We start from the raw sequence: 25,784 nt of genomic DNA, 5'->3' as shown, positions 1-25,784 counted from the left end.
AACGTGCGGGCGTGAGGTCTGGCGGGGGGGGGGGGGGGGGGGGGGGGGGGGTGTGGGGGGGGGGGGGGGGGGGGGTGGGGGGGGGGTGGGGGGGGGGGGGGGGGGGGGAGGGGGGGGGGGGGGGGGGGGGGGGGTGGGGGGGGGGGGGGGGGCGGGGGGGGGGGCGGGGGGGGGGGGGGGGGTGGCTCGCAGGTCGCAGCGGTGCGCCGGGCAGCGGCCGCTGCGCAACTCGTTCTGCAATCGCTGCGCGACTGCAGAACTCAGACAGTGCTCGCGGAAACCCCGCTGCCCCGCGCACCGCTGAGCGCGACCTGATTGGCGAGCCACCCCCGCCCCGCACCCGCCCCACTCCGGCACTGCGCCAGCGTCGGAGCCGGACGGCTTCACGGATAGAGCGACCTGCCGTTTTAAGCAAATGTCATCGCTGAATGGGCGCTCCCGTCTGCACCGGCGACAACGCAAAGCGCGTATCGGTGCCCCTGGCAACCCGCCAAGCTCAGCACTCATGGGCGCTCCCACCAAAAGTCCCGCCTGGCCCGCGCCCGGACCTCGCAGATGCCGCGACCACCGCGAGATACCCTGCAAGAAGCGGGCGCCGGATTCGTGCCACAGCCCCCGATTTGCTAAACTGCGCCCCTCGCAAATCACAGGTGATCTCAACGCAATGGCCCAGTACGTCTACACCATGAACCGGGTGGGCAAGGTCGTCCCCCCGAAGAAAAAAATCCTCGAAGACATCTCGCTGTCGTTCTTCCCCGGCGCCAAGATCGGCGTGCTCGGCCTGAACGGCTCCGGCAAGTCGACGCTGCTGCGAATCATGGCGGGCATCGACACGGAAATCCTCGGTGAGGCGCGCCCGCAGGCGGGGATCAAGATCGGGTATCTGCCCCAGGAGCCGCAGCTGGATCCGGCGAAGAACGTCCGTGGCAATGTCGAAGAGGGCCTGCAGGAGGCCATCGACGCCCTCGCGGACCTGGACAAGGTCTACACCGCCTACGCGGAGCCCGATGCGGACTTCGATGCACTGGCCAAGGAGCAGGCGCGGCTTGAGGACATCATCCAGGCCACCGACGCGCACAATCTCGAGCACAAGCTGGAAGTTGCCGCGGACGCCCTGAGACTGCCGCCCTGGGAGGCTAACGTCGAGACGCTGTCCGGGGGTGAACTGCGCCGCGTGGCGCTGTGCCGGCTGCTGCTGTCAGGGCCGGACATGCTGCTGCTGGACGAGCCCACCAACCACCTGGACGCCGAGAGCGTCGGCTGGCTGGAGCGCTTCCTGCACGATTTCTCCGGCACCGTGGTGGCCATCACCCACGACCGCTATTTCCTCGACAACGCCGCGGGCTGGATTCTCGAGCTCGACCGCGGCCGCGGCATTCCCTACGAGGGCAACTACTCGGACTGGCTGGAAGCCAAGGAAAAGCGCCTGGAGCAGGAGCAGCGCCAGGAGGCCTCGCATCAGAAAGCGATCAAGTCGGAGCTGGAGTGGGTGCGCAGCAACCCCAAGGGCCGGCAGGCCAAGAGCAAGGCGCGCCTGCAGCGCTTCGAGGAACTGCAGTCCCAGGAGTTCCAGAGCCGCAACGAGACCAACGAAATCTATATTCCGCCGGGTCCCCGTCTGGGTGACAAGGTTATCGAGGTCGACAATCTGAAGAAGGCCTACGGCGACCGACTGCTGTTCGAGAACGTCTCCTTCACAGTACCCAAGGGCAGCATCGTCGGCATTATCGGCGCCAACGGCATGGGCAAGTCCACCCTGTTCCGCATCCTCATGGGCCACGAGCAGCCGGACGGCGGCAGCGTAACGGTCGGCGAGACCGTGCAGCTCGGCTATGTCGACCAGTCGCGGGACGATCTGGACGGCAGCAAGACCGTCTGGGAGGAAGTCTCCGACGGACAGGACGTGATCCGTATCGGCAGTTATGAGGTGAACTCCCGCTCCTACGTCGGCCGTTTCAATTTCAAGGGCTCGGACCAGCAGAAATATGTCAAGGATCTGTCCGGCGGCGAGCGCAACCGCCTGCACCTGGCCAAGCTACTGAAACAGGGTGCCAACGTGCTGCTGCTCGACGAGCCGACCAACGACCTGGATGTGGAAACCCTGCGCGCGCTGGAGGAAGCCCTGCTCACCTTTCCGGGGTCAGCCATGGTGATCTCCCACGATCGCTGGTTCCTCGACCGTATTGCCACCCACATCCTGGCCTACGAGGACGACGGCAGCGTGGTCTTCCACGAGGGCAACTTCAGCGATTACGAGGACGATCGCAAGTCGCGGCTGGGAGCTGCCGCAGATCAGCCGCACCGTGTCAAGTACCGAAAGCTGAAGTGAAGAGATGCTGTCGATTTAACGCAGCCCCCTCGGTATAGTCCGACCATCGAGAGCCAGTAGCGAGATGCCATGAGCGACTTCACGAATGAACGACGCGAGTTTCTGCGCGGCCGCCCCGACCTGGCGGTGGATGTGCATCAGGGCGGAAGCGTCTGGCATCAGCGGCTGGTGGACATCTCTCTCGCCGGAGTCGCCACCGATCAGCCTGATGTCTGGGACGCCCAGTACAACCAGCCCTTCACCCTGATCATTCACCTGGGCGATAACCGGGAGCTCGAGCTGCATGCCTACCTGCAGCACGTGGAGAACGGCCGCCTGGGGTTTTCCGTACAGCATGTCGATCAGGAAAACATCGAGCCGCTCAGAGACCTGCTGGCTGCGCAGGTCGATGATCCGGCCGCACTCGATGCGGAGATTCAGCGGCTCGGGAAATAAAGCCCGGCAGTCGTCGCTGCGGGCACCGCGTTATACGGCACCGTAAGCCAGCATGGCGTCGGCCACTTTTCGAAAACCGGCGACATTCGCCCCCTTGACGTAATCGACCTGCTCATCCCCGGAACCGTATTCCACACACTTGCCGTGAATGTCCTGCATGATGGCCTTCAGCCGGCCCTCCAGTTCTTCGGCACTCCACGCCAGGCGCATACTGTTCTGGGTCATTTCCAGCCCTGAGACGGCGACCCCGCCGGCATTCGCGGCCTTGCCCGGGGCATAGAGCACGCCATTGCCCGTCAGGACCTTGATACCTTCCACGGTGGTCGGCATATTCGCACCCTCGACGACGGCGCGGCAGCCATTCGCAACCAGGTCGCGGGCGTCCTGCTGATCCAGCTCGTTCTGGGTGGCGCAGGGAAAGGCGACATCACAGGCGACACCCCAGGGCGCCTTGCCGGCGTGATACTCGCAGCCGTAGCGCTCGGCATAGTCGGCAATACGGCCGCGCCGCTCTCCCTTGAGTACCTTGATGTACTCCAGTTTTTCCTCATCGATACCGTCTTTGTCGTACACGAAACCCGCCGAGTCCGACAGCGTGACCACCGTTCCTCCCAGTTGCCGCAGTTTCTCCGCGCAGTGCAGGGCAACATTTCCCGAACCCGAGAGCACGCAGGTCTTTCCCTCCAGCTGTTCGCCGCGATGGTGGAGCATGGCTTCCAGAAAGAAGGCCGCGCCGTAACCGGTGGCTTCCTTGCGCACAAGACTGCCCCCATACTCCAGCCCCTTGCCCGTAAGAACGCCGGTAAACTCCCTCGCCATGCGCTTGTACTGGCCGAAAAGAAAGCTTATCTCCCGCGCGCCGACGCCAATATCGCCCGCGGGCACATCAATATTGGGACCGATGTAATGCACCAGTTCTGTCATGAATGCCTGGCAGAAGCGCATGACTTCGCGATCGGACTTGCCCTTGGGGTCGAAATCAGAGCCGCCCTTGCCGGCGCCGATGGGTAAGGTCGTGAGGCTGTTCTTGAAGGTCTGCTCAAAGCCCAGGAACTTGAGAATGCTGAGGTTCACCGAGGGATGAAAACGCAGGCCGCCCTTGTAGGGGCCAATCGCATTGTTGAACTGCACCCGGTAGCCGCGATTGACGCGGATATTCCCCGCATCGTCCTCCCACACCACGCGAAACATGATGGTGCGGTCGGGTTCTGTCATCCGCTCCAGTATACCGGCCTCCCGATAAGCCGGATGCTGAATGACATAGGGAACGACGGACTCCGCAACCTCGTGCACCGCCTGGTGGAACTCCGGCTCTCCGGGGTTGCGCCGGATAACGCCCTGCATGAATTTCTCGAGCGACAAATCCCTGTACATGAATGGCATCCCTGTTGGCTTCGCTGCGCATTATCGCAGCGCTGGCCGCAGATGGAAGGGCGGGCAGACTATCACTGTTCCAGGGCGTCGAGCGCTTCACCCAGCTTGCCCACGGGAATCACCTGCATACCGGGAATGGCATGCTTTGGCGCGTTCGCCTTCGGCACCAGCGCGCGCCGGAAGCCGTGCTTTGCGGCCTCCGCGAGGCGCTCCTGACCACTGGGTACCGGTCGTATCTCGCCGGAAAGGCCGACTTCGCCGAAGATCACCATGTCACGCGGCAGCACGCGGTCACGGAAACTGGACACAATCGCCATCAACAGGGCGAGATCGGCGCTGGTTTCCAGCACCTTGACGCCGCCGACCACATTGGCGAACACGTCCTGGTCGCCGACCTGCAGGCCGCCATGACGATGCAGCACCGCCAGCAGCATGGCAAGACGGTTCTGCTCCAGCCCGACCGCGACGCGACGCGGATTCCCCAGCTGGCTTTCATCCACGAGCGCCTGTATCTCGACCAGCAGCGGCCGCGTTCCTTCCCAGACCACCATGACCGCACTGCCTGCAGCGACCTCGTCGCTGCGATCCAGAAAAATGGCCGAGGGGTTGCGTACCTCTCTCAGGCCGCCGTCGGTCATGGCGAAAATACCGAGTTCATTGACCGCCCCGAAGCGGTTCTTCTGCCCGCGCAGCGTGCGGAAACGCGAGTCGTCACTGCCCTCCAGCAGAATGGAGCAGTCGATCATGTGTTCAAGGACCTTGGGGCCGGCCAGGGATCCGTCCTTGGTGACGTGACCGACCAGCAACAGCACCGTTCCCGACTGCTTGGCAAACCGCGTCAGTGCCGCCGCGCATTCACGTACCTGGGAGACGCTGCCCGGCGCAGAGGCAATCTCGTCGCTGTGCACCACCTGAATGGAGTCGATCACAACGACCCTGGGACGATGCTCATCCAGTGCCGCCAGCATGGACTCGAGATGGGTTTCGGACATCAGGCGCAGCTGATCCGTCGGCAGGCCGAGTCGACGCGCGCGCATGGCCACCTGCTGCAGGCTCTCCTCGCCGGTGACGTACAGACAGGGCATGGTCCGCGCCAGATGGCACAGCGTCTGCAGCAACAGCGTGCTCTTGCCCGCGCCCGGGCTGCCGCCGACGAGTATGGCCGAGCCGGGAACGAGCCCGCCGCCGAGCACGCGATCGAACTCACCCGTGCCACTGGTGAAGCGCGCCACGTCTTCGCAGTCGATATCGTCGAGCAGGCGCGATTCCGGAACCGCACCGGCAAAGCCGCCGCGTCGCCCCGACAGCGCCGAAGACCGGGCAGAGGCGGCGCCACTGCCGCCGCTACTCCCGAGCCGGACCTCGCTGAGCGTGTTCCAGGTGCCACAATCATTGCACTGGCCCTGCCACTTTCGGTAGTCGGAGCCACACTCCGTGCAGACGAATGCCGTTTTCTGTTTTGCCATGTCTCTCCCGCAATAAAAACCGGCGATACCTTCAACTGCGACGGGGGGCTAGGTATCCTAGCCGGCCGTCCACCGCATTCAGGTATCACGATGGCCGAATCGTCGCTCGTTCCCGAGCAACAGCTTGTCTTCTCTCCCGGCCTGGCGGCAACTCTGGGGCTGGAAGAGGCCATTTTGCTGCAATTCCTGCACGGCCTGCTTGACTACCTGCCCGTCAGGCGTCGTGATAGCCGCGACTGGGTGCGAGTGGAACGCGCGCAGCTGCTGAGACAGCTGCCATTCTGGAAAAATCAGGACCTGCAGCGTGTTTGCGCCAGTCTGGCGGCCAAGGGCGTTATTCTGCTCGATCCGGCCGTCGGCATCGACAGTATTCTGTACGCCCTGAACGAAACCCCAGCGGAAGCGAACCGGGGGCGATCCGCTGCGGCGCCGTCGCCCGCCGCATCCACGATGCGCAGTGCTGCCTCCGGCGCGGCGCTGCAAACCCGCGGTTCCGCCGGCACCCACGCTCATGCAGGACTGCTGCCCTCTGGCTGGGCGCCGAGCGAGGATCTGCTGCAGTTGCTGGCACTGAACCACAACATACCGCGGGCCTTCGCACTGGATCAATTGGAAGATTTCATCTTCTACTGGCGCGAGCGCGGCGAAACCAGTCATGCCTGGGAAAACAAGTTCCGCCAGCACGTGCTCAGCAGCTGGCGGCGTCAGCAGCAAAACGCCGGCTCGGCGTTCCAGACAGCGGAACGTCCGCTGGACAACCAGTGGCATCCCAACGCAGACGCCATGGAGATCATGCTGCGGTCAGGGATTGATCGCCAGTTTATCGAGGATGCCATCCCGGAGTTCATTCTGTACTGGCGTGAGCGCGGCAGCGCGCCCAAAGAACTGAACTCGCGCTTCATCCAGCACATCCGCCTGCAGTGGGCGAAATACACGTCCAGCGTTCGCCACAGCACGGAACCCCAACGCATTCCCGAAGACTGGCAGCCAAGCAACGATGTCGTGGACATTCTGCGCCTGTCGCACATCGACCCGGCCTTCGCGATGACCCTGGTGCCGGAATTCATTCTCTTCTGGCGCGACAGCAACCAGCTGCACACCTCCTGGAACACCAAGTTCCTGCAGCATGTAAAATATCACTGGGCAAGACAGAATCAGTTCAACAACAGGAGTGCAGGCCATGACGGACAGCAGAACGCTGGTGGAACAGGTCGCACGCGGGATCGCAGCCTCGAACAGGACCTCAGAGACACCTCCTGGGCGGAATGATCGGCAGCGCGAGGACAGTCACTCGCGCATCGAGGCCATCAATCAGGTCTTCGCCCTGTTCCGACTGAACTACCACAACCAGTACTACGCGGCTTTCCCTGATGCCTCGCAGCTCAGCCAGATCAAGAAACTCTGGCTGGAATCACTGTCAGATTACTCGGTGGAGCAGATCCTTCTGGGTGCCCGACACGCCATTGAAACCAGCGAATACCTGCCGACGCTGAACCGGATGCACCGCTGCTGCGAGGACAGCGCCTCTGCACACGGCCTGCCTCCCGCGCGGGACGCCTATCGCGAGGCCTGCAACGCCCCATCGCCACGCCGCGCACAGAGCTGGTCACACCCGGCGGTGTACCACGCCGGCGCCGACAGCGACTGGTTTTTTCTGTCGACTCACAGCGAGCGGGAAACCTGGCCGGTTTTTCGGGACCACTACCAGCGACACTGCGCCAGGGTCATGCGCGGCGAGACGCTGGAGGTGCCGGCACCGCCCGCGCTGGAGCGGGATGATCCCCAACCGCTGACTCCGGAAGCTCAACAGGCGGAAATGGCCAGATTGCGGCGAGAGACAGGCCTGTAGCGTCAAGCCACAAGGCGCCGGGGGCGCGCCCCACCCGGTGCGCCCCACTAGGTGTCAATGACGGCACGGCCCGGACGGCCAGCGCCCCCCGCCCGCAAACGTTCTTCCTGCAGACGCAGAGAGCGCCATGCCAGCGCCAGGCTGCGACTGAACTGAAGCACCAGGGCCTGTTCGTCGTCATCAAAGGCGTCGCCAGACCGGCTGTACAGACAGAGCACGGCAGGGCGCTCATGATCGTCTCGCGCGACCGGCGCGACCATCATCGTTCGCAGCCCCTGCAACGCGGCGCGATCCGCCCAGGGCATGAACGCGTCCTCACCCGCCAGATCCCGTATTACCAGCGGCTGACCACTGCGGACAACCTGGCCTGCCGGTCCTGCTCCCAAGGGTGAATCGGACCACAGCGCCTCGAAACCGTCCATGTAGCGAACAGCCTCGCCCGCGGCGGCAACCGGCTCGATGCGCTTGCGGGTATCCTCGCGGGGAATCCCGACCCAGACCAGCGCATAGTGACGTTCCTTGACCAGTGTTTCCGCCGTTCTCGAGAACAGGTCGTCTTCACCGTCGGCACTGAGTAGCTCGGCATGGCAGCGCAGCAGGGCGTCACGCAGTCCGGCCAGATGCGCAGCCCGCCCCTCGGCGCGCTTGCGCGCCGTGATATCGATGTGGGTACCGGACATGCGCAGTGGATGCCCGTCCGCGTCCCACTCCACAACAATTCCCCGATCCAGCACCCAGACCCACTCGCCATTGCGATGCCGCATGCGGGCATCGCACTCGTAAGCCGTCGTCTCCCGGGAAAAGACCCGCGACAGGGCCTCATTGGATCGCTCAAGATCCTCCGGATGCGCCAGGCGCGTCCAGGTTTCAATGGTGGTAGGCGACAGCTCCTCCAGGGTGTAGCCAACGATATTTGCCCAGCGCTCATTGAACACGGTCTCGCCGGTGACAATGTTCCACTCCCAGGTGCCGGCATCGGTACCCCAGATCACCTCTTCCAGCCGCTGCTTCTGTCGCTGGAGTTCGCGCTCCTTGCCGCGCACACTCGTCATGTCCAGCAGGCTCACGGGCACGTGTCGCGCCGCCTCCGGGGTCTGCGGTATGGGCATGGCAATCACGGCATCTACTGATGACCCATCCGAACGGATAAACGTCGCCTCGGACTGAAAGGCGTCCTGCCCGGTCCAGAAGGCTTCCAGTTCGTCAACGAACATGCGCCTGGCATCATCGGAGAAGAAATGATGAACCGATCCCAGCAGCTCGGTGCGGGACTTCACGGCAAACAGGGCCACAGCCGCCGGATTGACCTGTACAACCCGTATCAATGACGCCAGGTGGTCTATCTCGTCGGGCCACTCGGCGAGATAGCGGCGTATATCGCTGACGCCGGAGTCCCTAAGTGCGGACAGCGCCTTGAGCAGGTCTGTCAGATCCTCATCGTAGATTGCCACGCCCGCGTTCTCGAACAGATACTGGACCCGCGCTCGCGACTCCAGGAGTGAGCGCTCGTAATCGCGGATGGCATCCAGCTCGCGCAGTATCAGCGCCATGACCAGCGTCGCGACAGTAAGCAGAGGGACATACACCGGCGCCAGACCCAGCACGATATCGTTGAGATAATCGACAGGCAGAAGGGCAAACCACAACACCCCGAGCACGTGCACGGCCAGCCCCAGCGCCAGAAGCTGCCAGTAGCGCAACGCAGCCACCCGGCCGCGGCAGGCGTAGCGCGCGACGCAGCCAACGGCAATTGCCGTGACAATGACAGCAACGCCAACCCAGGTACCCACGCCGCCGACAATAAACACGCGGTAGGCAATGGCAATAATGCCCGAGACAGCACCGACCAGCACACCGCCAATCAGGGCTCCCGTAGAGAGAACGACCGTACGCGCATCGAAAATAACGCCGGATTGCAGCGTGTAAGCCAGCGACATGGCCATGACCGCAGCCGCGCCAAACAGCAGACCCGACATGACCTGGCCACGACGCGACGACGCCGGCCAGCGATCGCGGATAAACCGCTGCATCAGGGCAGCAGCGAGGATCAGTCCGACGTTCTGTGCAAGAGTGAGGAACACGCGCTTATTCGCCGTCAGCCAGAGTTGGGTGCCAGGGAAGTATGGCAGTATGCCGGGCCGGGCTCCAGCGGGACGTCGAGAATGTAACCGGACTGACGCTACTGCGGCTGCTGGGCGCCCCGGGCGAGATTCTCGAAGCGCGTGAACTGATCGATGAAGGCGAGACGACAGGTACCGATGGGCCCGTTGCGCTGCTTGCCGATAATGATTTCCGCAACGCCCTTGTCCTGGGTCTCCTCGTTGTAGACCTCATCCCGGTAAATGAACATGATCACGTCCGCGTCCTGCTCGATAGCACCGGACTCACGCAGGTCAGAGTTCACCGGGCGCTTGTTCGGGCGTTGTTCGAGGGAACGATTGAGCTGGGACAGAGCCACCATGGGGCATTTGAACTCCTTGGCGATGGCCTTGAGATTACGCGAGATTTCCGATATCTCCGCGGTGCGACCCTCCGAGGAGCCTGCCACCTGCATCAACTGCAGGTAGTCGACCATGATCATGCCGATCTCGCCATGCTCCCGCGCTACCCGTCGCGCCCGGCTGCGAAGTTCGGTCGGCGTCAGGGCCGGCGTGTCATCAATCAGCAGATTGGCGTCCTTGAGCTTGCCCACCGCCGTGGACAGCTTCGGCCAGTCTTCCTGCTCGAGTTTGCCGTTGCGGATGCGCGTCTGGTTGATGCGACCGATGGACGACAGCATGCGAATGACCAGCTGATCCGCCGGCATTTCCATGCTGAAAACCAGCACCGGTTTGCCCTGGTTCATGGTTGCGTGCTCTACCAGGTTCATCGCGAAGCTGGTCTTGCCCATGGAGGGGCGTCCCGCAACGATGACCAGGTCGGAGGGCTGCAGCCCCGACGTCATGCCATCGAGGTCGAGGTAGCCCGTGCTGAGCCCGGTGATCTCGCCGCCAGACTGGAACAGCTCCTCAATACGACCCAGTGCGGTCTGCAGAAGGGGCTTGAGAGTTTGCGGACCGCCGGCCTTGGGCCCCTGCTCGGCGATCTGCATGATGCGGCGCTCCGCCTCATCCAGCAGCTCGTCCGAACTGCGCCCCTCGGGGTTGAATCCGCTCTCGGCAATGTCCTGCGCAACGGCGATCAGGCGACGCAGATTGGCCCGCTCACTGACCACCTGGGCGTAGGCACGGATGTTGGAGGCGCTCGGCGTGCTCTGTGCGAGCTCCGTCAGGTAGGGCAATCCACCGGCCTGGTCCAGCTCGCCGCTTGCCTGAAGCTTGTCGGCCACGGTAATGACATCAACGGGATCGCCGGCCTCGGCGAGACGCGAGATCTGGCGAAAAATGAGCCGGTGATCCGGGCGGTAGAAGTCTTCGGCGGCAACCGCCTCGGCGACGCTGTCCCAGCCGTCTGCAGACAGGAGCAGGCCTCCAAGCACCGACTGTTCCGCCTCCGTGGAGTGCGGCTGCATCTTGATGCGGGCGAGATCACGATCGTCCGGGGATGACGACAGCGTGGAGTCAGTGTAGTCCGGATCCATCATGAAAAGCCTGGGTGCAAACGGGGCCGCACAGCGTAGCGCAACTCCCCGTCCTGCTGAAGGCCGGTCTGCGATAACGCAGACCGGAAAGCCGATTTACTCCGGCACGACAGCCAGGCTGATGTCCACCATGACCTCTGCGTGCAGCTGTATCGCCACCTCGAACTCGCCGGTCTCGCGCAGGGCGCCCTCGGGCAGGCGAACTTCGGACTTGTCGATCTCGCAGCCGGCAGCGGTAACCGCGTCAGCGATATCCCGGGTGCCGATGGAGCCGAACAGCTTGCCCTCTTCACCGGCGTTCGCCTCGATGGTGATCGTACCCAGTGCCTGCAGGGCCTCGGCGCGCTTCTGCGCTGCTGTCAGGGCCTCTGCGGCGGCGCGCTCGAGCTCGGCACGACGTGCTTCAAATGCCGCAACATTTTCGCTGGTGGCAGGCACAGCCTTGCCTTTGGGAATCAGAAAGTTCCGACCGTATCCCGACTTGACATCGACCTTGTCACCCAGTCCACCCAGGTTGCCAATGTTCTCCAGAAGAATGACTTCCATTCTGCAATCCTCTACATGCTGGGAGCGCAGCTCCCTGAAAAATCAGACCAATGGCGCCATAGGCGCCATCACAACGTGTATTCAATCGTCGCGCCCCGACGTGTCGTCGTCGCGATCATCCCTGTCTGCACCCAGCCAGCGGCGGCGAAAATCCACCCAGGCATCCACCACGGCCAGGCCCACCAGCATCAACTTGGCGGCATCGAACAGCAGCCACGCCACATACATGGCCGTCAGCCAGAAGGTGCCGCGACCCTTTACCGCCGCCCAGGCGTGCAGTAGTGCAAACCCGATAACACTCACCGGGATCAGCAGGTTCACCGACCAGCTGCGATAAACCAGGCCCATGCTTGCCAGTGCCAGCGCCCCGACCACCAGGCTTGCCATGACGCCAACCGGGTAGCGCAGTTCGCGAAACTCACCCGCAAAGCCTCCGGGGTTGTAAAGTGCCGCCTGCCAGTAACGTGCCAGCATCAGGCACAGCACCGACAATGCCGCGTTTGCCGCGCCAATCATGCCCGCCAGTTGCGTTACACCGGGCGCTACAAGGGTCACGCCGTCCGCGTTGTTGGCTTGCTGGAGCGCACGCACGAAATCCGCAAACACCGCAGACAACTGCTCCAGCATGGCGCCGCCAAAGGCGAGCGTCAGTAGCCCTGTGATGACACCCACCAGCGCGCTGGCCAGTACCGCTAGTGCCAGACTGACCGAAAGGCGCAGCACCAGTGCCAGCACGAAGGTGCCTGCCAGCAGCGCGAGCGGCGTGGTGTCGCCGGACATTCGCGTTACCACCAGAGCCGGCAATGACGCCCACATGAGAATCCATGCGCCCTGAGCAGGCCCCCGTCGCAGGGTGACCAGCGCCGTCACAGCAGCGCCTAGCCAGCAGAACAGCAGACTGCCGGAGCTGGCCATCGCCACCAGTAACGCCCGGTAGCGACCACTCATGACAAAACTGGCCAGACCCTTCATCGACTCGCTCCGGCCGGCAGTGAAACGCGCCGGCGGGCAGCAGTCTTACTGATGCGAATCCGTGTACGGCAGCAGCGCCAGAAAGCGGGCGCGTTTGACAGCGGTCGACAGCTGACGCTGGTAGCGGGCCTTGGTTCCCGTAATACGGCTAGGCACAATCTTTCCGGTTTCGGAAATGTAGGCCTTGAGTGTATCCAGATCCTTGTAATCGATTTCCTTCACGCCTTCGGCGGTGAAGCGACAGAACTTGCGACGACGGAAAAAACGCGCCATGGATTGATCTCCTGCTATTGGGTTGGGCGGACTCAGGCGTCAGCGGATTCTTCGTTACGGGCCGGACGCTCTTCAGCGCGCTCCGGCTTGCTCTCGCCTTCGCTGGACTGGCGCTCTTCATAACGCGTCTTGCGCTCGCGGCTCTCTTTCTCCGCCTTCATGATAGGAGACTCTACCGTATCTGCCTGGTCCCGGCGGATGACCATGTGGCGTATCACCGCATCGTTGAAACGGAAGGTCGTGGTCAGCTCTTCCATTGCCTCGTTGCTGGCCTCGACATTCATGAGCACGTAATGTGCCTTGTGAATCTTGTTGATCGGGAAGGCGAGCTGACGGCGTCCCCAGTCCTCGAGACGATGTACCGCGCCGCCATCCTTGGTGATGGTGCCGGTATAGCGCTCGACCATGCCGGGCACCTGTTCTGACTGGTCCGGATGGACCATGAATACGATTTCGTAATGTCGCATTGACGAGCTCCTTACGGGTAAATGCTGCCCGACGCGGCGGTGCAGCAAGGAGTAATGCCCAACAGTCGGGCACACTTTTTCAGGGACGCGGATTCTATAGGGCAGACGTCCAGATAGCAAGCCAGCTGGCGACGGAATACGCCGACCCGTCTCAGCCGCCACAATCGACGCTCGCAGCGCGTCCCGGCCCCGAATGCCCTCATGCTGGCAACTTGAACCCGACGGCGCCCGGGCCGATACTCAGCGCTGCCCGAAACCATAACATCCCACAAATGGAGAACCCTCGCATGAATGGCGCACAGGCCCTGCTGAAGACCCTCGCCGACAGCGAGATCGACACCTGCTTTGCCAACCCGGGAACCTCCGAAATGCAGCTGGTCTCGGCCATTGGCGAAACGCCGGGGGTACGCGCCGTGCTGTGCCTGTTCGAGGGCGTGGTTACGGGGGCAGCGGATGGCTACGCCCGCATGGCGGATCGCCCCGCCCTCACCCTGCTGCACCTCGGCTCTGGCCTGTCCAATGGCCTCGCGAATCTGCACAACGCCCGCCGCGCCGGGTCCGCCGTGGTCAACGTGGTTGGCGACCACGCCACCTACCACCTGCAGTATGACGCCCCGCTGACCTCGGACCTGCCGGGACTGGCAGCCTGGACATCCAGCTGGTCTCAGGTGGCGGCGTCTGCCGATGAAATGCCCGCGCTGGGTGCAGAGGCGGTATGCGCTTCCCGCGCCGGCAACGGCGCTATCGCGACGCTCATCGCCCCCGCGGACTGTGCCTGGGAGCAAAGCAGCGCACCCGCGACGGCAGCCCTGGCGGCGGTGACGCCCGCTGTCGACGCGGATCATCTGAATCGCCTCGTACAACAGCTGCAGGGCGACCGGCCCCGCGCGTTTTTCCTGGGAGGCCGCGCCCTGCGTGAAGATTGCCTGAATACACTCGGGCGCATTGCCGCCGTGACCGGCGCACGGCTTATCTGCCAGACCTTCCCGGCCAGACTGCAGCGCGGCGCCGGAAGGGTAGCGGTGGAGCGCCTGCCCTACTTCGCCGAGCAGGCCACCGCGTCGCTGGGTGGGCTCGAACAGCTGATACTGGTGGGCTGTGCCGCGCCGGTCAGCTTCTTCGCCTACCCGGGCAAGGAGAGCTGGCTCACCCCGCAGGGCTGCGAAATCATCACACTGGCCAGCGCGAATGAGGATATTGCCGCAGCGCTGGCATCCGTCGCCCAGGGCCTTGAGGCGAACAGCGAGCCGGCGGTGCGCGATGCACACGTCCCGGACCTTCCCGGCGACGTGCCACTCAACGCCGAAGCCATCGGCAACGCCATCGCCGCGCTGCTGCCGGAGAACGCCATCATTGTCGACGAGGGCGTGACCGGCGGCCTGGCGGTCTATCTGCTGACCGAGGGGGCGGCACCCCACGACTGGCTCACACTCACCGGCGGCGCCATCGGCCAGGGACTGCCCGTAGCGCTGGGCGCCGCCATCGCCCGGCCAGCACAGAAAGTGATCGCCCTGCAGGCGGACGGCAGCGCGATGTATACCGTGCAGGCGCTGTGGAGCATGGTGCGCGAGCAAACGGACGTGACGGTAGTGCTTCTGAACAACCGCAGTTACGCCATTCTGGCCATTGAACTCGACCGCGTGGGCGCGGGCGCTGACAACGACAAGACCCGCTCGCTCCTGGACCTGTCGCGCCCGGACATGGACTTCTGCGCCATCGCTGCGGGCCTCGGCATGCGGGCGAGCCGCGCCCGCACCGGCAGCGAATTCGCGCAGCAATTCCGCGATGCCATGGCCACAGCGGGACCCTGCCTGATCGAGGCCATGGTCTGAACGTCGCAGAGTGCGGCCTGGCAACGCCAGCCATAAAGCTCGCAACGCCAACAATAAAGAGAGAACCGGCATGGACTACCTGGGATTACTCGGCAGTGTCGCGCTACTGATCTGGATGGCACTGCGCGGCATCGACATCGTGTTTGCCGCGCTGCTGTGCTCCGTCATCGTGATCGTCACCAACGGCCTTCCGGTTGCGCAGGGCCTCGGCGAGTATTTCTCCCTCGGCCCCCTGGGCGCCTTCACCTTCGCCGGTCGCTTCTTCCTGCTGTTCGCCGCGGGTGCCGTTTTCGGTCGCCTGATGGGTGAAAGTCACGCCGCCGCCAGCGTTGCCATGGCGCTGGTGAGCAGGCTCGGTGCCCACCGCGCGCTGTGGATCACCGTGCTCGCCTGCGGGCTGCTCACCTATGGTGGCGTCGTGGTGTTTGTGGTGATCTTTGCCATGTATCCCTTGGGTCTGCGCCTGCTCCGTGAGGCCGACATTCCCAAGCGCCTGTTCTGCGGAGCCATTGCGCTCGGGGCCGGCACTTTCACGCTCACCGCTCTGCCCGGTACGCCGTCGATCCAGAACGTCATCTCCGCCTCCGCTCTGGGTACGGACCTGTTCGCCGGCGGCTGGCTGGGGCTGATCGGCGGCGTCATCATGTTTGCGCTGGGCATGTGGTACCTGGAGACACAGCGTGTAAAGGCGCAACAGCAGGGCGAGGGCTTTGTTCCCGGCCCGCGGGATGCGGCCATCAGCGGACCCGAAGATGCGAGCCCACTGCCGCCCTGGCCGCTGGCCATACTGCCCATCGCAGTCGTGCTCAGCATTATTGTGACGCCGCGGCTTCTCGGCGAACCGACCGGAGACGGCGCGCTCGGGGCGCTGCTGCGCTTTGCCGCGACCCAGCCAGTCCTGTGGCCCAGCTTCGCCCTGTTCACCGGTAGCCTGGTCAGCGTACTGCTGTTTGCCTCCGTGCGTCGGCACGGCCTGCGCCTTGCGGGAGCGGGTACGCAGGACGCCATCCTGCCCCTCATCAACACCGCCGCGGTTATCGGCTTCGGCGGCGTGGTCACCCAGACCCAGGGCTTCGCTGATTTCACCGCGCTCGCGCTGGAATCCTCGCTGCCGCCGCTGGTATCCCTGTTCGGCAGCGTCAGCCTGGTATCGGCACTTACCGGCTCGGCATCCGGCGGTCTGCAGATCTTCATGCAGAGCCTGGCGCCCGCCTATCTTGAGATGGGCATTGAGTCCGGCGTTCTGCATCGCCTGGCCACCATGGCCAGCGGCGGATTCGACTCCCTGCCGCACTGTGGCGCCGTGGTCGCCATGCTGACCATCACCCAGCTCTCCCATCGCGAGGCCTACCGGGATGTCGGCATTATCACCGTGGTTATCCCGGTGTTTGCTACACTGGTAGTCATGGCGCTGGCAGCGCTAGGCCTGTCATGAGGACTGCCGTGAACCCGACCATCCATTTCCGTATTGCCGCCCTGCTGATCGCGGTCGGCATCGCCAGCGCCGGCTGGTTCGTGTCTCAGGGGCTCGAGCGCCTGCGCATGGCGGATCGCTCCGTGGTCATCAAGGGGCTTGCCGAGCAGGACGTGCAGAGCGACTATGCCACCTGGTCACTGACCTTTCGCCGCGCGGCCAGCAACTTCATGGAGGTGCAGAAGGCGCTGGCCGCGGACCGCGAGAAGGTGCTGAGTTTCCTTGGCGACGCCGGTTTTACGACAGAAGAAATCGAGGTGCGCCCCCTGCTGGTGCGCGACGCCTTCTCCGCGGAGTACGCCAACGCCAATCAGCCATTTCGCTACACCGGGACTGGCCTCGTGCTGGTCAGTACAACGCGCATCGACACCGTGGAATCCGCGGCCCTGGCAACGGATCCGCTGACCAGCCAGGGCGTTGTGCTGGACACTGGCAACGGCCCGCGCTATGAGCTGCGCGCCTTCAACGAGGCCAAGGGGCCGCTCCTGGCTGAGGCAACCCGCAACGCCCGGGCGCAGGCGGAGGCCTTTGCCGCCGATGCCGGGGCACGCCTCGGGCCGCTGCGCAATGCCAATCAGGGTGTGATCCAGATTCATGGCAGCACCAGCCAGGGCTGGGATGACGGCACATCGCGCAGCAAGCGGCTGCGTGTAGTAAGCACCTTCGAGTACGAATTGCGCTGAGGCTTCAGGCCCCTGCTGTACCCGTCGGACGTCGTTGCCGTACGGCCTCGAACAGGCATACGCCGGCAGCCACCGAGACGTTGAGGCTGCTGACACTTCCCGCCATCGGCAGCTGCACCAGCGCATCGCAACCCTCACGGGTGAGGCGACGCAGGCCCTTACCCTCGCTGCCCAGCACCAGCGCGACCGGAGCGCGAAGGTCCTGATCGTACAGACTTTCCGCAGCCTCGCCGGCGGCACCGTAGACCCAGACACCGCGCTCGCGCAGGGCTTTCAGGGTGCGCGCGAGGTTGGTGACCTGCACCAGCGGCAGCACTTCTGCAGCGCCGCAAGCCACTTTCTGCACTGTGGGGGTCATGCCGACAGATTTGTCTTTAGGCACCACCACCGCCATCGCTCCGGCGGCCTCGGCGCTGCGCAGACAGGCGCCGAGGTTATGCGGATCGGTAACACCGTCGAGAACCAGCAACAGGCAGGGCGATTCTGCGGTGTCGAGGACCTGCAGCAGGTCCGGCTCCTGCCACGCCTGCGCAGTGGAAGGGGCCCTGTCCACCTCGGCAGACAATTCCGCGGCAACCCCCTGGTGTCGGCCGGGTGCCATGGCGTCCAGCGCGCGTTTGTCCAGACGCTCGACCCTCACGCCCTGATTGGCGGCCAGTGTCAGCAGCGCCTGTACACGCCGGTCCTCACGGCCCTTGAGCACGCACAGACGGGCAATGCCGCCGGGACGCTGTCGCAGCAGTCCATCCACCGCGTGGATGCCATAGGTGACCCGGGACATGGCCGTCAGCTGGAGGAGGCGGGGCGGCGGCGTCTGCCGCCACGGCGACGCGCCTTCTTCTTCGGCGCAGCACCGTCTGCGTCCTGATCCGGCGCTGTTGCCGTGTCAGTCTTCGGCTCACTGGCTTTCGACTTGGGCCTGGGCTTGGTCAGGACCTCGACATCGGGACCCGCCCGGGTGGGGGGCGCTGAGGAAGCGTCTGCAGCAGGACTGGCCGCTGCGGGCTTCTTTCGGGCCCGTGATCGCCCGCCGCCTTTTTTGCCCTCGTCTTTGCCCGCATCGCCCTTTTTACCCGCATCGCTTTTCTTGCCCGCGTCGTCCTTCTTGCCCGCGTCGCTATTTCTGGTGCTGCTGCTTTTTTTGCTGTCACTCGGCTTCTTGCGGCCGCCGCCTTTCTTGCCATCGCTGGCCGCAGAATCGCTCTTGGCGGGAGCCTTGCGCTTGCCGCCACCGCCTTCAGCGCGCGCCTTGCGTCGCGCCGGCGCATCGACCAGTTCAAGGTCAATTTTCTTGTCATCCAGATCTACACGGGCAACCTGCACACTCACCTTGTCGCCAAGCTGGAAGGTACGGCCGCTGCGCTCGCCTACCAGGCGTTGATGCGCCGGATCAAAACGGTAGTAGTCACCTGGCAGTGCGGTAATATGCACGAGGCCTTCGATATAGAGATCCTCCAGCTCGACAAACAGACCGAAGCTGGTGACCGCAGCCACAACACCGCCGAACTCGGCGCCGACATGGTCCTGCAGGTACTCGCACTTGAGCCAGGACTGCACATCGCGCGTGGCGTCATCCGCCCGGCGCTCGGTCACGGAGAAGTGCTCCCCGAGTGCTGTCACGGTTTTTTCGTCGTAGGGGTAGCTGCGCTCCATCGGCAGCAGTTCGGCGCCGTCGGCCCGGCGCACCAGCTTGCTGCGCGTTTTGGACCGGATAATGGCGCGGATACCGCGGTGGATCAGCAGGTCGGGATAACGCCGGATCGGCGACGTAAAGTGGGCATAGCCATCGTAGTTGAGACCAAAGTGACCCTTGTTCTCGGGCTGGTACACCGCCTGACGCAGGGAGCGCAGCATCATGGTCTGGATGACATTGGCATCATCGCGATCCGCCACCTGCTCCATCAGCGCCTGGTAATCCTTGGGCGAGGGGTTGTTGCCGCCGCGCAGACCCAGACCCAGTTCGCCGAGGAACGTGCGCAGATTTTCCAGGCGCTCCTCGCCGGGACCCTCGTGCACACGAAACAGGGTCGGCAGCTTGTGCTTTTCAAAGAACTGGGCGGTCGCCACGTTGGCGCAGAGCATGCACTCTTCGATCAGCTTGTGCGCATCGTTGCGGTGCACCGGGACAATCGCATCGATCTTGCGCTGCTCGTTGAAGATGATCCGGGTTTCCACGGTCTCGAAGTCGATCGCACCGCGCTGCTCCCGCGCGGTCCGCAGCACCCGGTAAAGTGCCTGTAGACGCTGCAGGTCGGGAACGCGCTCTACCGGGACGCCGTCGGCCTGGCCCTGTTCCAGTGCCTCGCCCACCTGCGTATAGGTAAGCCGCGCATGGGAGTGAATGACCGCCTCGAAAAAGCAGAAGCGCTTGATAACGCCGTCGTTGGTGAGATCGATCTCAACCACCTGTGACAGGCGGTCAACGCCGGGCTTCAGCGAGCACAGTCCGTTCGACAGGACCTCGGGGAACATCGGCACCACGCGCTCCGGGAAATACACCGAGTTGCCGCGGGTCTGGGCTTCGGCATCCAGCGCCGAGCCGGGCCGCACGTAGTGTGAGACATCGGCAATCGCCACCCACAGGCGCCAGCCACCAAAACGCTTCTTCTTGCAGTAGACGGCATCGTCGAAGTCCCGGGCATCTTCACCATCAATGGTAACGAAGGGCACATCGCGCATGTCGATGCGGTTCTTCTTGTCCTTTTCTTCCGGCTCGTCTTTCAGGTAAGACGCTTCCTCGAGCACCGGCTCCGGCCACTCGAAGGGGATGCCGTGGGCGCGGATGGCAACGTCGATTTCCAGCCCGGGATCCATATGGTCGCCGAGCACCTCGATGATTTCGCCCTTGGCACCGAGGCGGCCCTTCGGGTAATCCGTGATCAGCGCGGTGACAATCTGCCCGGAAATCGCCTTGCCTTTTGCCGCCGGCGGGATCAGCACCTGCTGGGTGATCCGGGCGTTGTCGGGAATGACAAAGCCGATGCCGCTTTCTTCCTGGTAGCGGCCCACAACTTTCTGCACGCCGCGCTCCAGAACCTCGACCACCTTGCCTTCCTGGCGACCGCGTCGGTCAATTCCGGATACCGCGACCAGCACGGTATCGCCGTCAAACACCTGGCCCATCTGACGGGCACTCAGGTAGACGTCCTCGCCACCCGCCTGCGGCACGGCAAAGCCGTAGCCATCGCGATGGCCCTGTACGCGGCAGCGCAGCAGGTTCATCTTGTCCACAACGCCATAGGCACCGCGACGGTCCACCAGCAGCTGGCCATCGCGCTGCATGGCGCGCAGCCGGTTGCGCAGGGCGTCCACGTCCTGCTGTTCTGTCAGACCGAGGAGATCGGCAATTTGCTGGGTATCGACGGGCCGGTCAGCCTCACGCAGCTGCTCGAGAATGAACTCCCGTGACGGGATGGGGTTATCGTAGTTCGCCGCCTCGCGGGCGGCGTGCGGGTCGGCTTTCTTGCCTCGACGCGACATAGGGGGTCCCTCAAAAAGCCGATAGTGTAGCACAGAGGGCCCGTTCAGATTGACGTCGCAAAAGCAACAGCGGCCTCGCCGTAAAAAAACACACGGTGCCGGTTGACAAGGGCCGGCTGCAGCATTAACTTTGCCGCCCTCACCCGATGCCCAGGTGGTGAAATTGGTAGACACGCTAGCTTCAGGTGCTAGTGGCCGAAAGGCCGTGGAGGTTCAAGTCCTCTCCTGGGCACCATCCAAACGCGACTCTACGGCTCTACCCACTTAACGGGGGATGCACCGGTTTTCACTAAACGCCGTTAACAATGGTAGCCCGTCAGCGCCTTAGCTCAACCGCCACGGGGCAGTGGTCCGAACCCAGCAATTCATCGTGGATTTCAGCGCCCAGCAGGCGACCTTCCGCAATGTCCTCACTGGCCAGGAAGTAGTCGATGCGCCAGCCGATGTTCTTGCCCCGCGCCCCCGCGCGGTAGCTCCACCAGGAATATTTTATCGTATCCGGATGCAGATGGCGGAACGTGTCCACGAAACCGGCGGCCAGAATCCTGTCCATGCCGTCGATCTCTTTCTGGGTATAGCCCGCGCTCTTGTTGTAGTTGGGTTTGGGCCTGGCGATATCAATCTCCCGGTGAGCCACGTTGAAATCACCGCACATCAGCAGCGGTTTTTTCCGCTTCAGTTTTTCAGCAAAGGCAAGAAACTCACGATCCCACGCCTCCCGATAAGGGAGTCGCGCCAGCTCGCTCCCTGAGTTCGGCGTGTACACCGTCAGCAGGTAGAAGTCCGGAAACTCGGCCGTAAGAACCCGCCCCTCCTGATCGTGGTCTTCCATGCCAATTCCCGAATTGACGTCCAGCGGCTCCTCGCGGCTGAGGATCGCTACGCCGGCATAGCCCTTTCGCACTGCCGCATTGCTGTAGACATGGTAACCCTCGACGCCCTCAAGAGCGGCGTGTACCTGCTCGTTCTGCGCCTTGGTTTCCTGCAGGCAGAGAATGTCGGCCCGCAGGGTATGCAGGGAATCGGTGAAGTCCTTTTTCATGATGGCTCGCAGGCCATTGACGTTCCAGGAGGCTATTCTCATTACCTGTCTGCTCCCGCGGGACGTTCAGTGGCGATCGAGCGCATGCCGCGTCAGATCCTCGAGTTTGAGCACGCCGAGCGCGCCTTCGTGCGTCGCGTCCAGCCGCACCGGTGGCGCGCAACCGGCTTCCAGGGATTCCTGCCAGCGCGCCGCGCACAGACACCACTGATCGCCGGGCACCAGCCCCGGGAATCCGGATTCCGGCCTGGGCGTGGCAAGATCGTTACCTCGACCGGCCGAGAACGTGAGGAACTCCGCGGTGACCCGGGCGCACACGAGGTGCCTCCCGACATCGGCTGGGCCGGTGTTGCAGCAGCCATCGCGGAAAAAGCCCGTCACCGGATCATGCGAGCAGTCGGCCAGCACGCCGCCAAGAACATTGCGGGCAGTGGGTGATTCCAGGGTCGACATCGGACATCATCCTCCGATTAGCGTGAGAAGTTGCCGTCATCGCGCGGCATGTGGACTATCACCCGATGGCAGCGACTCACTCGATAGTTTTCGAACGGTTAGCGCGCTTCAGCGCGTGCCAAGTATAGAGAGTGTGCACGGGCTTTGTGAACCGACCTCGCTTTTGGAGCGCGCACAACACCGAACCAAATTCGCCAAAAGGTGACAAAGACAGGGGGATTTCAGGCGCGGGCTGGCCGTGATGCATGGCATCTGCCGGGTCCGCACCGTGTACAGTTTTCCGACGTGCAGAACGAGGCAAACAAGGCATGACCCGCAGGAAAATACTGTTGACGCTCACCACTATTGTGATGATTCCTGTAATCATCGTCATCGCGGGGCTCGGCATACTCTACGCTCAGCAGGACGCGCTGATGCAGCGCATTGTCGGCCAGGTAAATGATCGCATCGAGGGCGTCATGACCGTGGACGACATCCGCCTTGCGCCGCTTAAGGGTCTGCCCTATTTCTCCATCGACCTGCGCGAGGTCAATTTCTACGCGTCAAGGGACACCGCCCAGCGCCCCCTCTATACCTTTGGCGACCTCTATCTCGGATTCGATATCAGGGACATTCTGAGCAACAACTACGCTATCAGGACCCTGAAAGTGGAGAACGGCCACCTCGACGTTGTTCAGCGAGCGGACGGCAGTCTCAATCTGCTGGAGGCCAAGGGTATCACCCCCTCTGCCGCGGGGGATGCCCCAGAAGAGCAGGCACCACTGGACCTGAGCATCAATGACCTGAGTATCCGGCAGGTCGACATCGCCTTCAGCAGCGAGATCGACGGCCAGGCGATTGCCGTGTCCCTCGACGAACTGCTGGCAAGGATCAGTTACCGCCAACAACACCTGTATGTCGACTTGCTGTCTGACCTGACGCTGGACATTTCAGCGGCGGGAGTGCCGGCCTACTTCACCGGCCTGGATGTGCATCTGGATATTGAGGGCGACTACGACGAGTTGAGCGGAATGCTCCAGGTATTGCCAAGCACCGTCTCCCTCAACAACGCCGACTTCCGGGTGGATGGTGGCGTTAATATCGCCAACGATCTTGATATGGATCTTCGCCTGCGCGGGGACAAATCCGACTTCAGCCTGCTCGCCGCATTCCTGCCGCCAGACGTTGGTGAAGGTCTGGACCGCTACCAGAATGCCGGCACGATTTTCTTTGAGGGAACGGTTGTCGGCAAGGCTGGCAATGGCCATCTCCCTGCGGTGGAGGTGCAGTTCGGCAGCGAGGACGTCTGGTTCGTGAACAGGCAGACCCGGGCGCGGGTTGAGCAGCTGGGCTTCACCGGGAGTTTCTCCACCGGCGAGGACGGAACGCTGCGCAGCTCAATTCTGCAGATCAGCAACCTATACGCGAAGCCGGAAGAGGGAGTCTTCGAGGGGCGTCTTGCCATCAGAAACTTCGTGGACCCCGTTGTGAAGCTGGATGTCCACGCCGACCTGGATCTTGAGTTTCTCGGCAGGTTTCTGCAGCTCAGCGAGCTGGAGCATGTGCGCGGCAAGGTCCTGCTCGACATGAATTTTGACGAGATCGTCGATCTGAACTTCCCGGGTGAATCACTCGCGCTGCTCAAGTCCGGCGTTGACTCCGAACTCACGATTCGCGATCTGCAGTTTACCCTGCCGGAGCTGGCGCAGACGGTATCGGCGATGAACGGCTATGCGGTCATGCGCGATGGCGTCATTACGCTGGACTCGCTGAGCCTGCGCATTGGCGACAGCGATCTCAGCCTCAATGGCTCATTGAGCGATTTCCCCGCTATGTTCCATCGCTACGACAGTCCCGTCCGCATCGAACTGACCGCCCGCGCCGACAGGATCGACCTGCCTGACCTTCTGGCCGTCAATGCAGATCTTGCGACGCGCTTTGACGAAGTGGTGGAGAACGCCTCGGTGACGCTGGCGCTGGAGAGCCGGGCGCAGGAGCTTTTCAACTTCCAGCATCTTCCCAGAGGCACGTTTTTCATTGATGACCTGTACGCCACCTTCCGCCACTACCCTCACACCCTGCACGACTTCCACGCCGACATCGGCATAAGCGAGCGGGAAATCGCCGTCACCGATTTCAGCGGCGAAATCGACGACACCGACTTTCACTTCTCCGGCAGTCTGGACAATTACCCAAAATGGTTCCAGGAAGACCCCGTTGGCGACAGCCTGGTCGAGTTCGACCTGACCTCCAGGCACTTCTCGCTAAAGGATCTGCTGACCTACCGGGGCGAGAATTACCTGCCAGAGTCCTACCGTGACGAGGTGTTTCGGGATACGGCACTGCATGGCCGCATGGCACTGCACTACGACCGCGGCCTGCAGTCGGTAGACCTTTACCTGGATGAGCTCACGTCGCAAACCGAACTGCATCCGCTGAAGCTGGAGAATTTTGCCGGTCGCGCCCACTACGAACAGGGTCACCTGCTGCTGGAGGATTTTTCCGGCGCTCTGGGCGAGAGCGATTTCCACGTGAACCTGTCGTATTTTTTCGAGGATCCCGAACACCCGCAGACGCGGGAGAATTTTCTTGAGCTGAAATCCGAGGCGCTGAATCTGGATACACTCACCGGTTTCGAGGACAGCGATGAACCCGTGGATCATGCGCAGGCGTTCAACGTGTTCGAGGTGCCCTTCCCCAACCTTCGGGTGAATGCCGACATCGGCCGGATGAATTATCACAACTATTGTCTGGAGGACGTCAGTCTGGCCTTGCGCGTGCAGGAAGACCACTACCTGTACGTAGACAGCCTGGACCTTGGCGTGGCGGGTGGCAGCCTGTCCATGACAGGCTATTTCAATGGCTCGGATCCCGACAACATCTACTACCACAGTGATATTGACGCCCGCGACCTCGACATCGACAAACTCATGATCAAGTTCGACAACTTCGGCCAGGATGCACTGGTCAATGACAACGTTCACGGCAGGATTACGGGCCGTATCGAGAGCACTTTCAGAATGCATCCCGATCTCACGCCGAGACTCGAAGAGAGTGAAGCCCACATGGAGCTGACGATCGACGATGGCAGCCTGGTGAATTTCGCGCCTCTCATGGCCATGTCTGACTTTTTCGGCGACCGTAACCTCGGCCTGCTGCGCTTTGACAGGATCGAGAACAGCCTCGACCTCAAGGATGGCGCCCTCACCATCCCAAGCATGCTGATCAACTCCTCCGTCGGTTTCATGGAGGTGTCCGGGCAGCAGGGCCTGGATGCCTCCATGGCCTATTTCGTCCGTGTGCCGCTGCGACTGGTGGGCCAGGTCGCCTGGCGCAAGCTGTTCGGCGGCGGTCGCAGGGCCGAGATCAACCCGGCACGGATCGACGAGATCGAGGCGGTGGGCGACACCAGCGACGTACGCTTCCTCAACCTGCGCATCACGGGAACGCCGGACGATTACAGCGTCACGCTGGGGCGGAAACCGGATTGAGTTTGAGACAGGCCTGGTGCCAGGCACTCAATGGCATGGAGCGGGTGTCGCAGTGCACA

Annotated in this window: 20 protein-coding genes and 1 tRNA gene; 9 read left to right on the top strand and 12 right to left on the bottom strand. The window is 63.2% G+C overall.

Annotation, left to right across the window (positions count from 1 at the left end):
- The first annotated feature begins 664 nt into the window (after positions 1-664).
- Together ettA and EV688_RS13060 are read left to right on the top strand one after the other, a co-directional pair.
- Positions 665-2,329, top strand: a complete 1,665-nt coding sequence (ettA, locus tag EV688_RS13065) for an energy-dependent translational throttle protein EttA (protein ID WP_117318809.1) — start codon at positions 665-667, stop codon at positions 2,327-2,329.
- A gap of 69 nt (positions 2,330-2,398) precedes the next feature.
- Positions 2,399-2,764 (top strand): PilZ domain-containing protein, encoded by a 366-nt coding sequence (locus tag EV688_RS13060; RefSeq protein ID WP_117318807.1) that lies wholly within the window; start codon positions 2,399-2,401, stop codon positions 2,762-2,764.
- Between the two features lie 30 nt (positions 2,765-2,794).
- On the opposite strand, the gene gdhA is transcribed toward EV688_RS13060, so the two are convergent.
- Entirely contained in the window at positions 2,795-4,138 is a 1,344-nt protein-coding gene (gene gdhA / locus EV688_RS13055) for an NADP-specific glutamate dehydrogenase (protein WP_117318867.1), read from the bottom strand.
- A 71-nt stretch (positions 4,139-4,209) separates the two neighbouring features.
- Positions 4,210-5,604, bottom strand: a complete 1,395-nt coding sequence (gene radA, locus EV688_RS13050; protein ID WP_117318805.1) for a DNA repair protein RadA — start codon at positions 5,602-5,604, stop codon at positions 4,210-4,212.
- 90 nt (positions 5,605-5,694) lie between these two features.
- On the opposite strand from radA, the gene EV688_RS13045 reads away from it, so the two are divergent.
- Positions 5,695-6,873, top strand: a complete 1,179-nt coding sequence (locus EV688_RS13045; protein ID WP_117318803.1) for a DnaT-like ssDNA-binding domain-containing protein — start codon at positions 5,695-5,697, stop codon at positions 6,871-6,873.
- On the top strand, positions 6,785-7,453 hold the full coding sequence (locus tag EV688_RS13040) for a replication protein P (protein ID WP_162883941.1): 669 nt from the start codon (positions 6,785-6,787) through the stop codon (positions 7,451-7,453). The genes EV688_RS13045 and EV688_RS13040 overlap by 89 nt, the downstream gene beginning before the upstream one ends.
- A 47-nt stretch (positions 7,454-7,500) precedes the next feature.
- Here the strand turns inward: EV688_RS13040 and EV688_RS13035 are convergent, their stop codons facing one another.
- The 6 genes from EV688_RS13035 to rpsF all read right to left on the bottom strand — a co-directional run bounded on the left by EV688_RS13035 (position 7,501) and on the right by rpsF (position 13,291).
- The gene (locus EV688_RS13035; protein ID WP_117318801.1) at positions 7,501-9,534 is read right to left on the bottom strand and encodes a PAS domain-containing protein; all 2,034 of its coding nucleotides are present in this window, start codon (positions 9,532-9,534) and stop codon (positions 7,501-7,503) included.
- A 98-nt stretch (positions 9,535-9,632) separates the two neighbouring features.
- The gene (dnaB, locus tag EV688_RS13030) at positions 9,633-11,036 is read right to left on the bottom strand and encodes a replicative DNA helicase (protein ID WP_240624393.1); all 1,404 of its coding nucleotides are present in this window, start codon (positions 11,034-11,036) and stop codon (positions 9,633-9,635) included.
- A gap of 93 nt (positions 11,037-11,129) precedes the next feature.
- Positions 11,130-11,579, bottom strand: coding sequence for a 50S ribosomal protein L9 (rplI, locus tag EV688_RS13025; RefSeq protein ID WP_117318797.1), 450 nt, complete (start codon positions 11,577-11,579; stop codon positions 11,130-11,132).
- A gap of 81 nt (positions 11,580-11,660) precedes the next feature.
- Positions 11,661-12,551 carry a hypothetical protein gene (locus tag EV688_RS13020; RefSeq protein WP_117318795.1) on the bottom strand — a complete coding sequence of 297 codons (891 nt, stop codon included), beginning with the start codon at positions 12,549-12,551 and terminating at the stop codon, positions 11,661-11,663.
- Between the two features lie 45 nt (positions 12,552-12,596).
- Positions 12,597-12,824, bottom strand: coding sequence for a 30S ribosomal protein S18 (gene rpsR / locus EV688_RS13015; RefSeq protein ID WP_117318793.1), 228 nt, complete (start codon positions 12,822-12,824; stop codon positions 12,597-12,599).
- 32 nt (positions 12,825-12,856) lie between these two features.
- Positions 12,857-13,291, bottom strand: coding sequence for a 30S ribosomal protein S6 (rpsF, locus tag EV688_RS13010; RefSeq protein WP_117318791.1), 435 nt, complete (start codon positions 13,289-13,291; stop codon positions 12,857-12,859).
- Positions 13,292-13,578: 287 nt separating this feature from the next.
- On the opposite strand from rpsF, the gene EV688_RS13005 reads away from it, so the two are divergent.
- From EV688_RS13005 to EV688_RS12995, 3 genes are all read left to right on the top strand, one after another.
- Positions 13,579-15,123, top strand: a complete 1,545-nt coding sequence (locus tag EV688_RS13005) for an acetolactate synthase large subunit (protein WP_117318789.1) — start codon at positions 13,579-13,581, stop codon at positions 15,121-15,123.
- A 70-nt stretch (positions 15,124-15,193) separates the two neighbouring features.
- Entirely contained in the window at positions 15,194-16,558 is a 1,365-nt protein-coding gene (locus EV688_RS13000; RefSeq protein WP_117318787.1) for a GntP family permease, read from the top strand.
- 8 nt (positions 16,559-16,566) lie between these two features.
- Positions 16,567-17,280, top strand: coding sequence for an SIMPL domain-containing protein (locus EV688_RS12995; RefSeq protein ID WP_240624392.1), 714 nt, complete (start codon positions 16,567-16,569; stop codon positions 17,278-17,280).
- A 4-nt stretch (positions 17,281-17,284) separates the two neighbouring features.
- On the opposite strand, the gene rlmB is transcribed toward EV688_RS12995, so the two are convergent.
- Together rlmB and rnr are read right to left on the bottom strand one after the other, a co-directional pair.
- Positions 17,285-18,061, bottom strand: a complete 777-nt coding sequence (gene rlmB, locus EV688_RS12990; protein WP_117318782.1) for a 23S rRNA (guanosine(2251)-2'-O)-methyltransferase RlmB — start codon at positions 18,059-18,061, stop codon at positions 17,285-17,287.
- A 5-nt stretch (positions 18,062-18,066) separates the two neighbouring features.
- Positions 18,067-20,760 (bottom strand): ribonuclease R, encoded by a 2,694-nt coding sequence (gene rnr / locus EV688_RS12985; RefSeq protein WP_117318780.1) that lies wholly within the window; start codon positions 20,758-20,760, stop codon positions 18,067-18,069.
- 148 nt (positions 20,761-20,908) lie between these two features.
- Here rnr and EV688_RS12980 point away from each other — a divergent pair.
- Positions 20,909-20,995, top strand: a tRNA-Leu gene (locus EV688_RS12980).
- A gap of 81 nt (positions 20,996-21,076) precedes the next feature.
- Here EV688_RS12980 and EV688_RS12975 read toward each other — a convergent pair.
- The gene (locus EV688_RS12975) at positions 21,077-21,844 is read right to left on the bottom strand and encodes an exodeoxyribonuclease III (protein ID WP_117318778.1); all 768 of its coding nucleotides are present in this window, start codon (positions 21,842-21,844) and stop codon (positions 21,077-21,079) included.
- Positions 21,845-21,868: 24 nt separating this feature from the next.
- Positions 21,869-22,255, bottom strand: coding sequence for a DUF2237 family protein (locus tag EV688_RS12970; RefSeq protein ID WP_117318776.1), 387 nt, complete (start codon positions 22,253-22,255; stop codon positions 21,869-21,871).
- Between the two features lie 308 nt (positions 22,256-22,563).
- Between EV688_RS12970 and EV688_RS12965 the strand changes: the two genes are divergently transcribed.
- A complete protein-coding gene (locus tag EV688_RS12965) occupies positions 22,564-25,725 on the top strand; it encodes an AsmA-like C-terminal region-containing protein (RefSeq protein ID WP_162883940.1) in 3,162 nt (1,053 codons plus the stop codon).
- The last annotated feature ends 59 nt before the right edge of the window (positions 25,726-25,784 follow it).

It is taken from the genome of Chromatocurvus halotolerans (assembly GCF_004340525.1).
Lineage (GTDB): Bacteria > Pseudomonadota > Gammaproteobacteria > Pseudomonadales > Halieaceae > Chromatocurvus > Chromatocurvus halotolerans.
The sequence above is the reverse complement of the archived record's forward strand: the minus strand, read 5'-3'. Positions and strand labels throughout refer to the sequence as shown.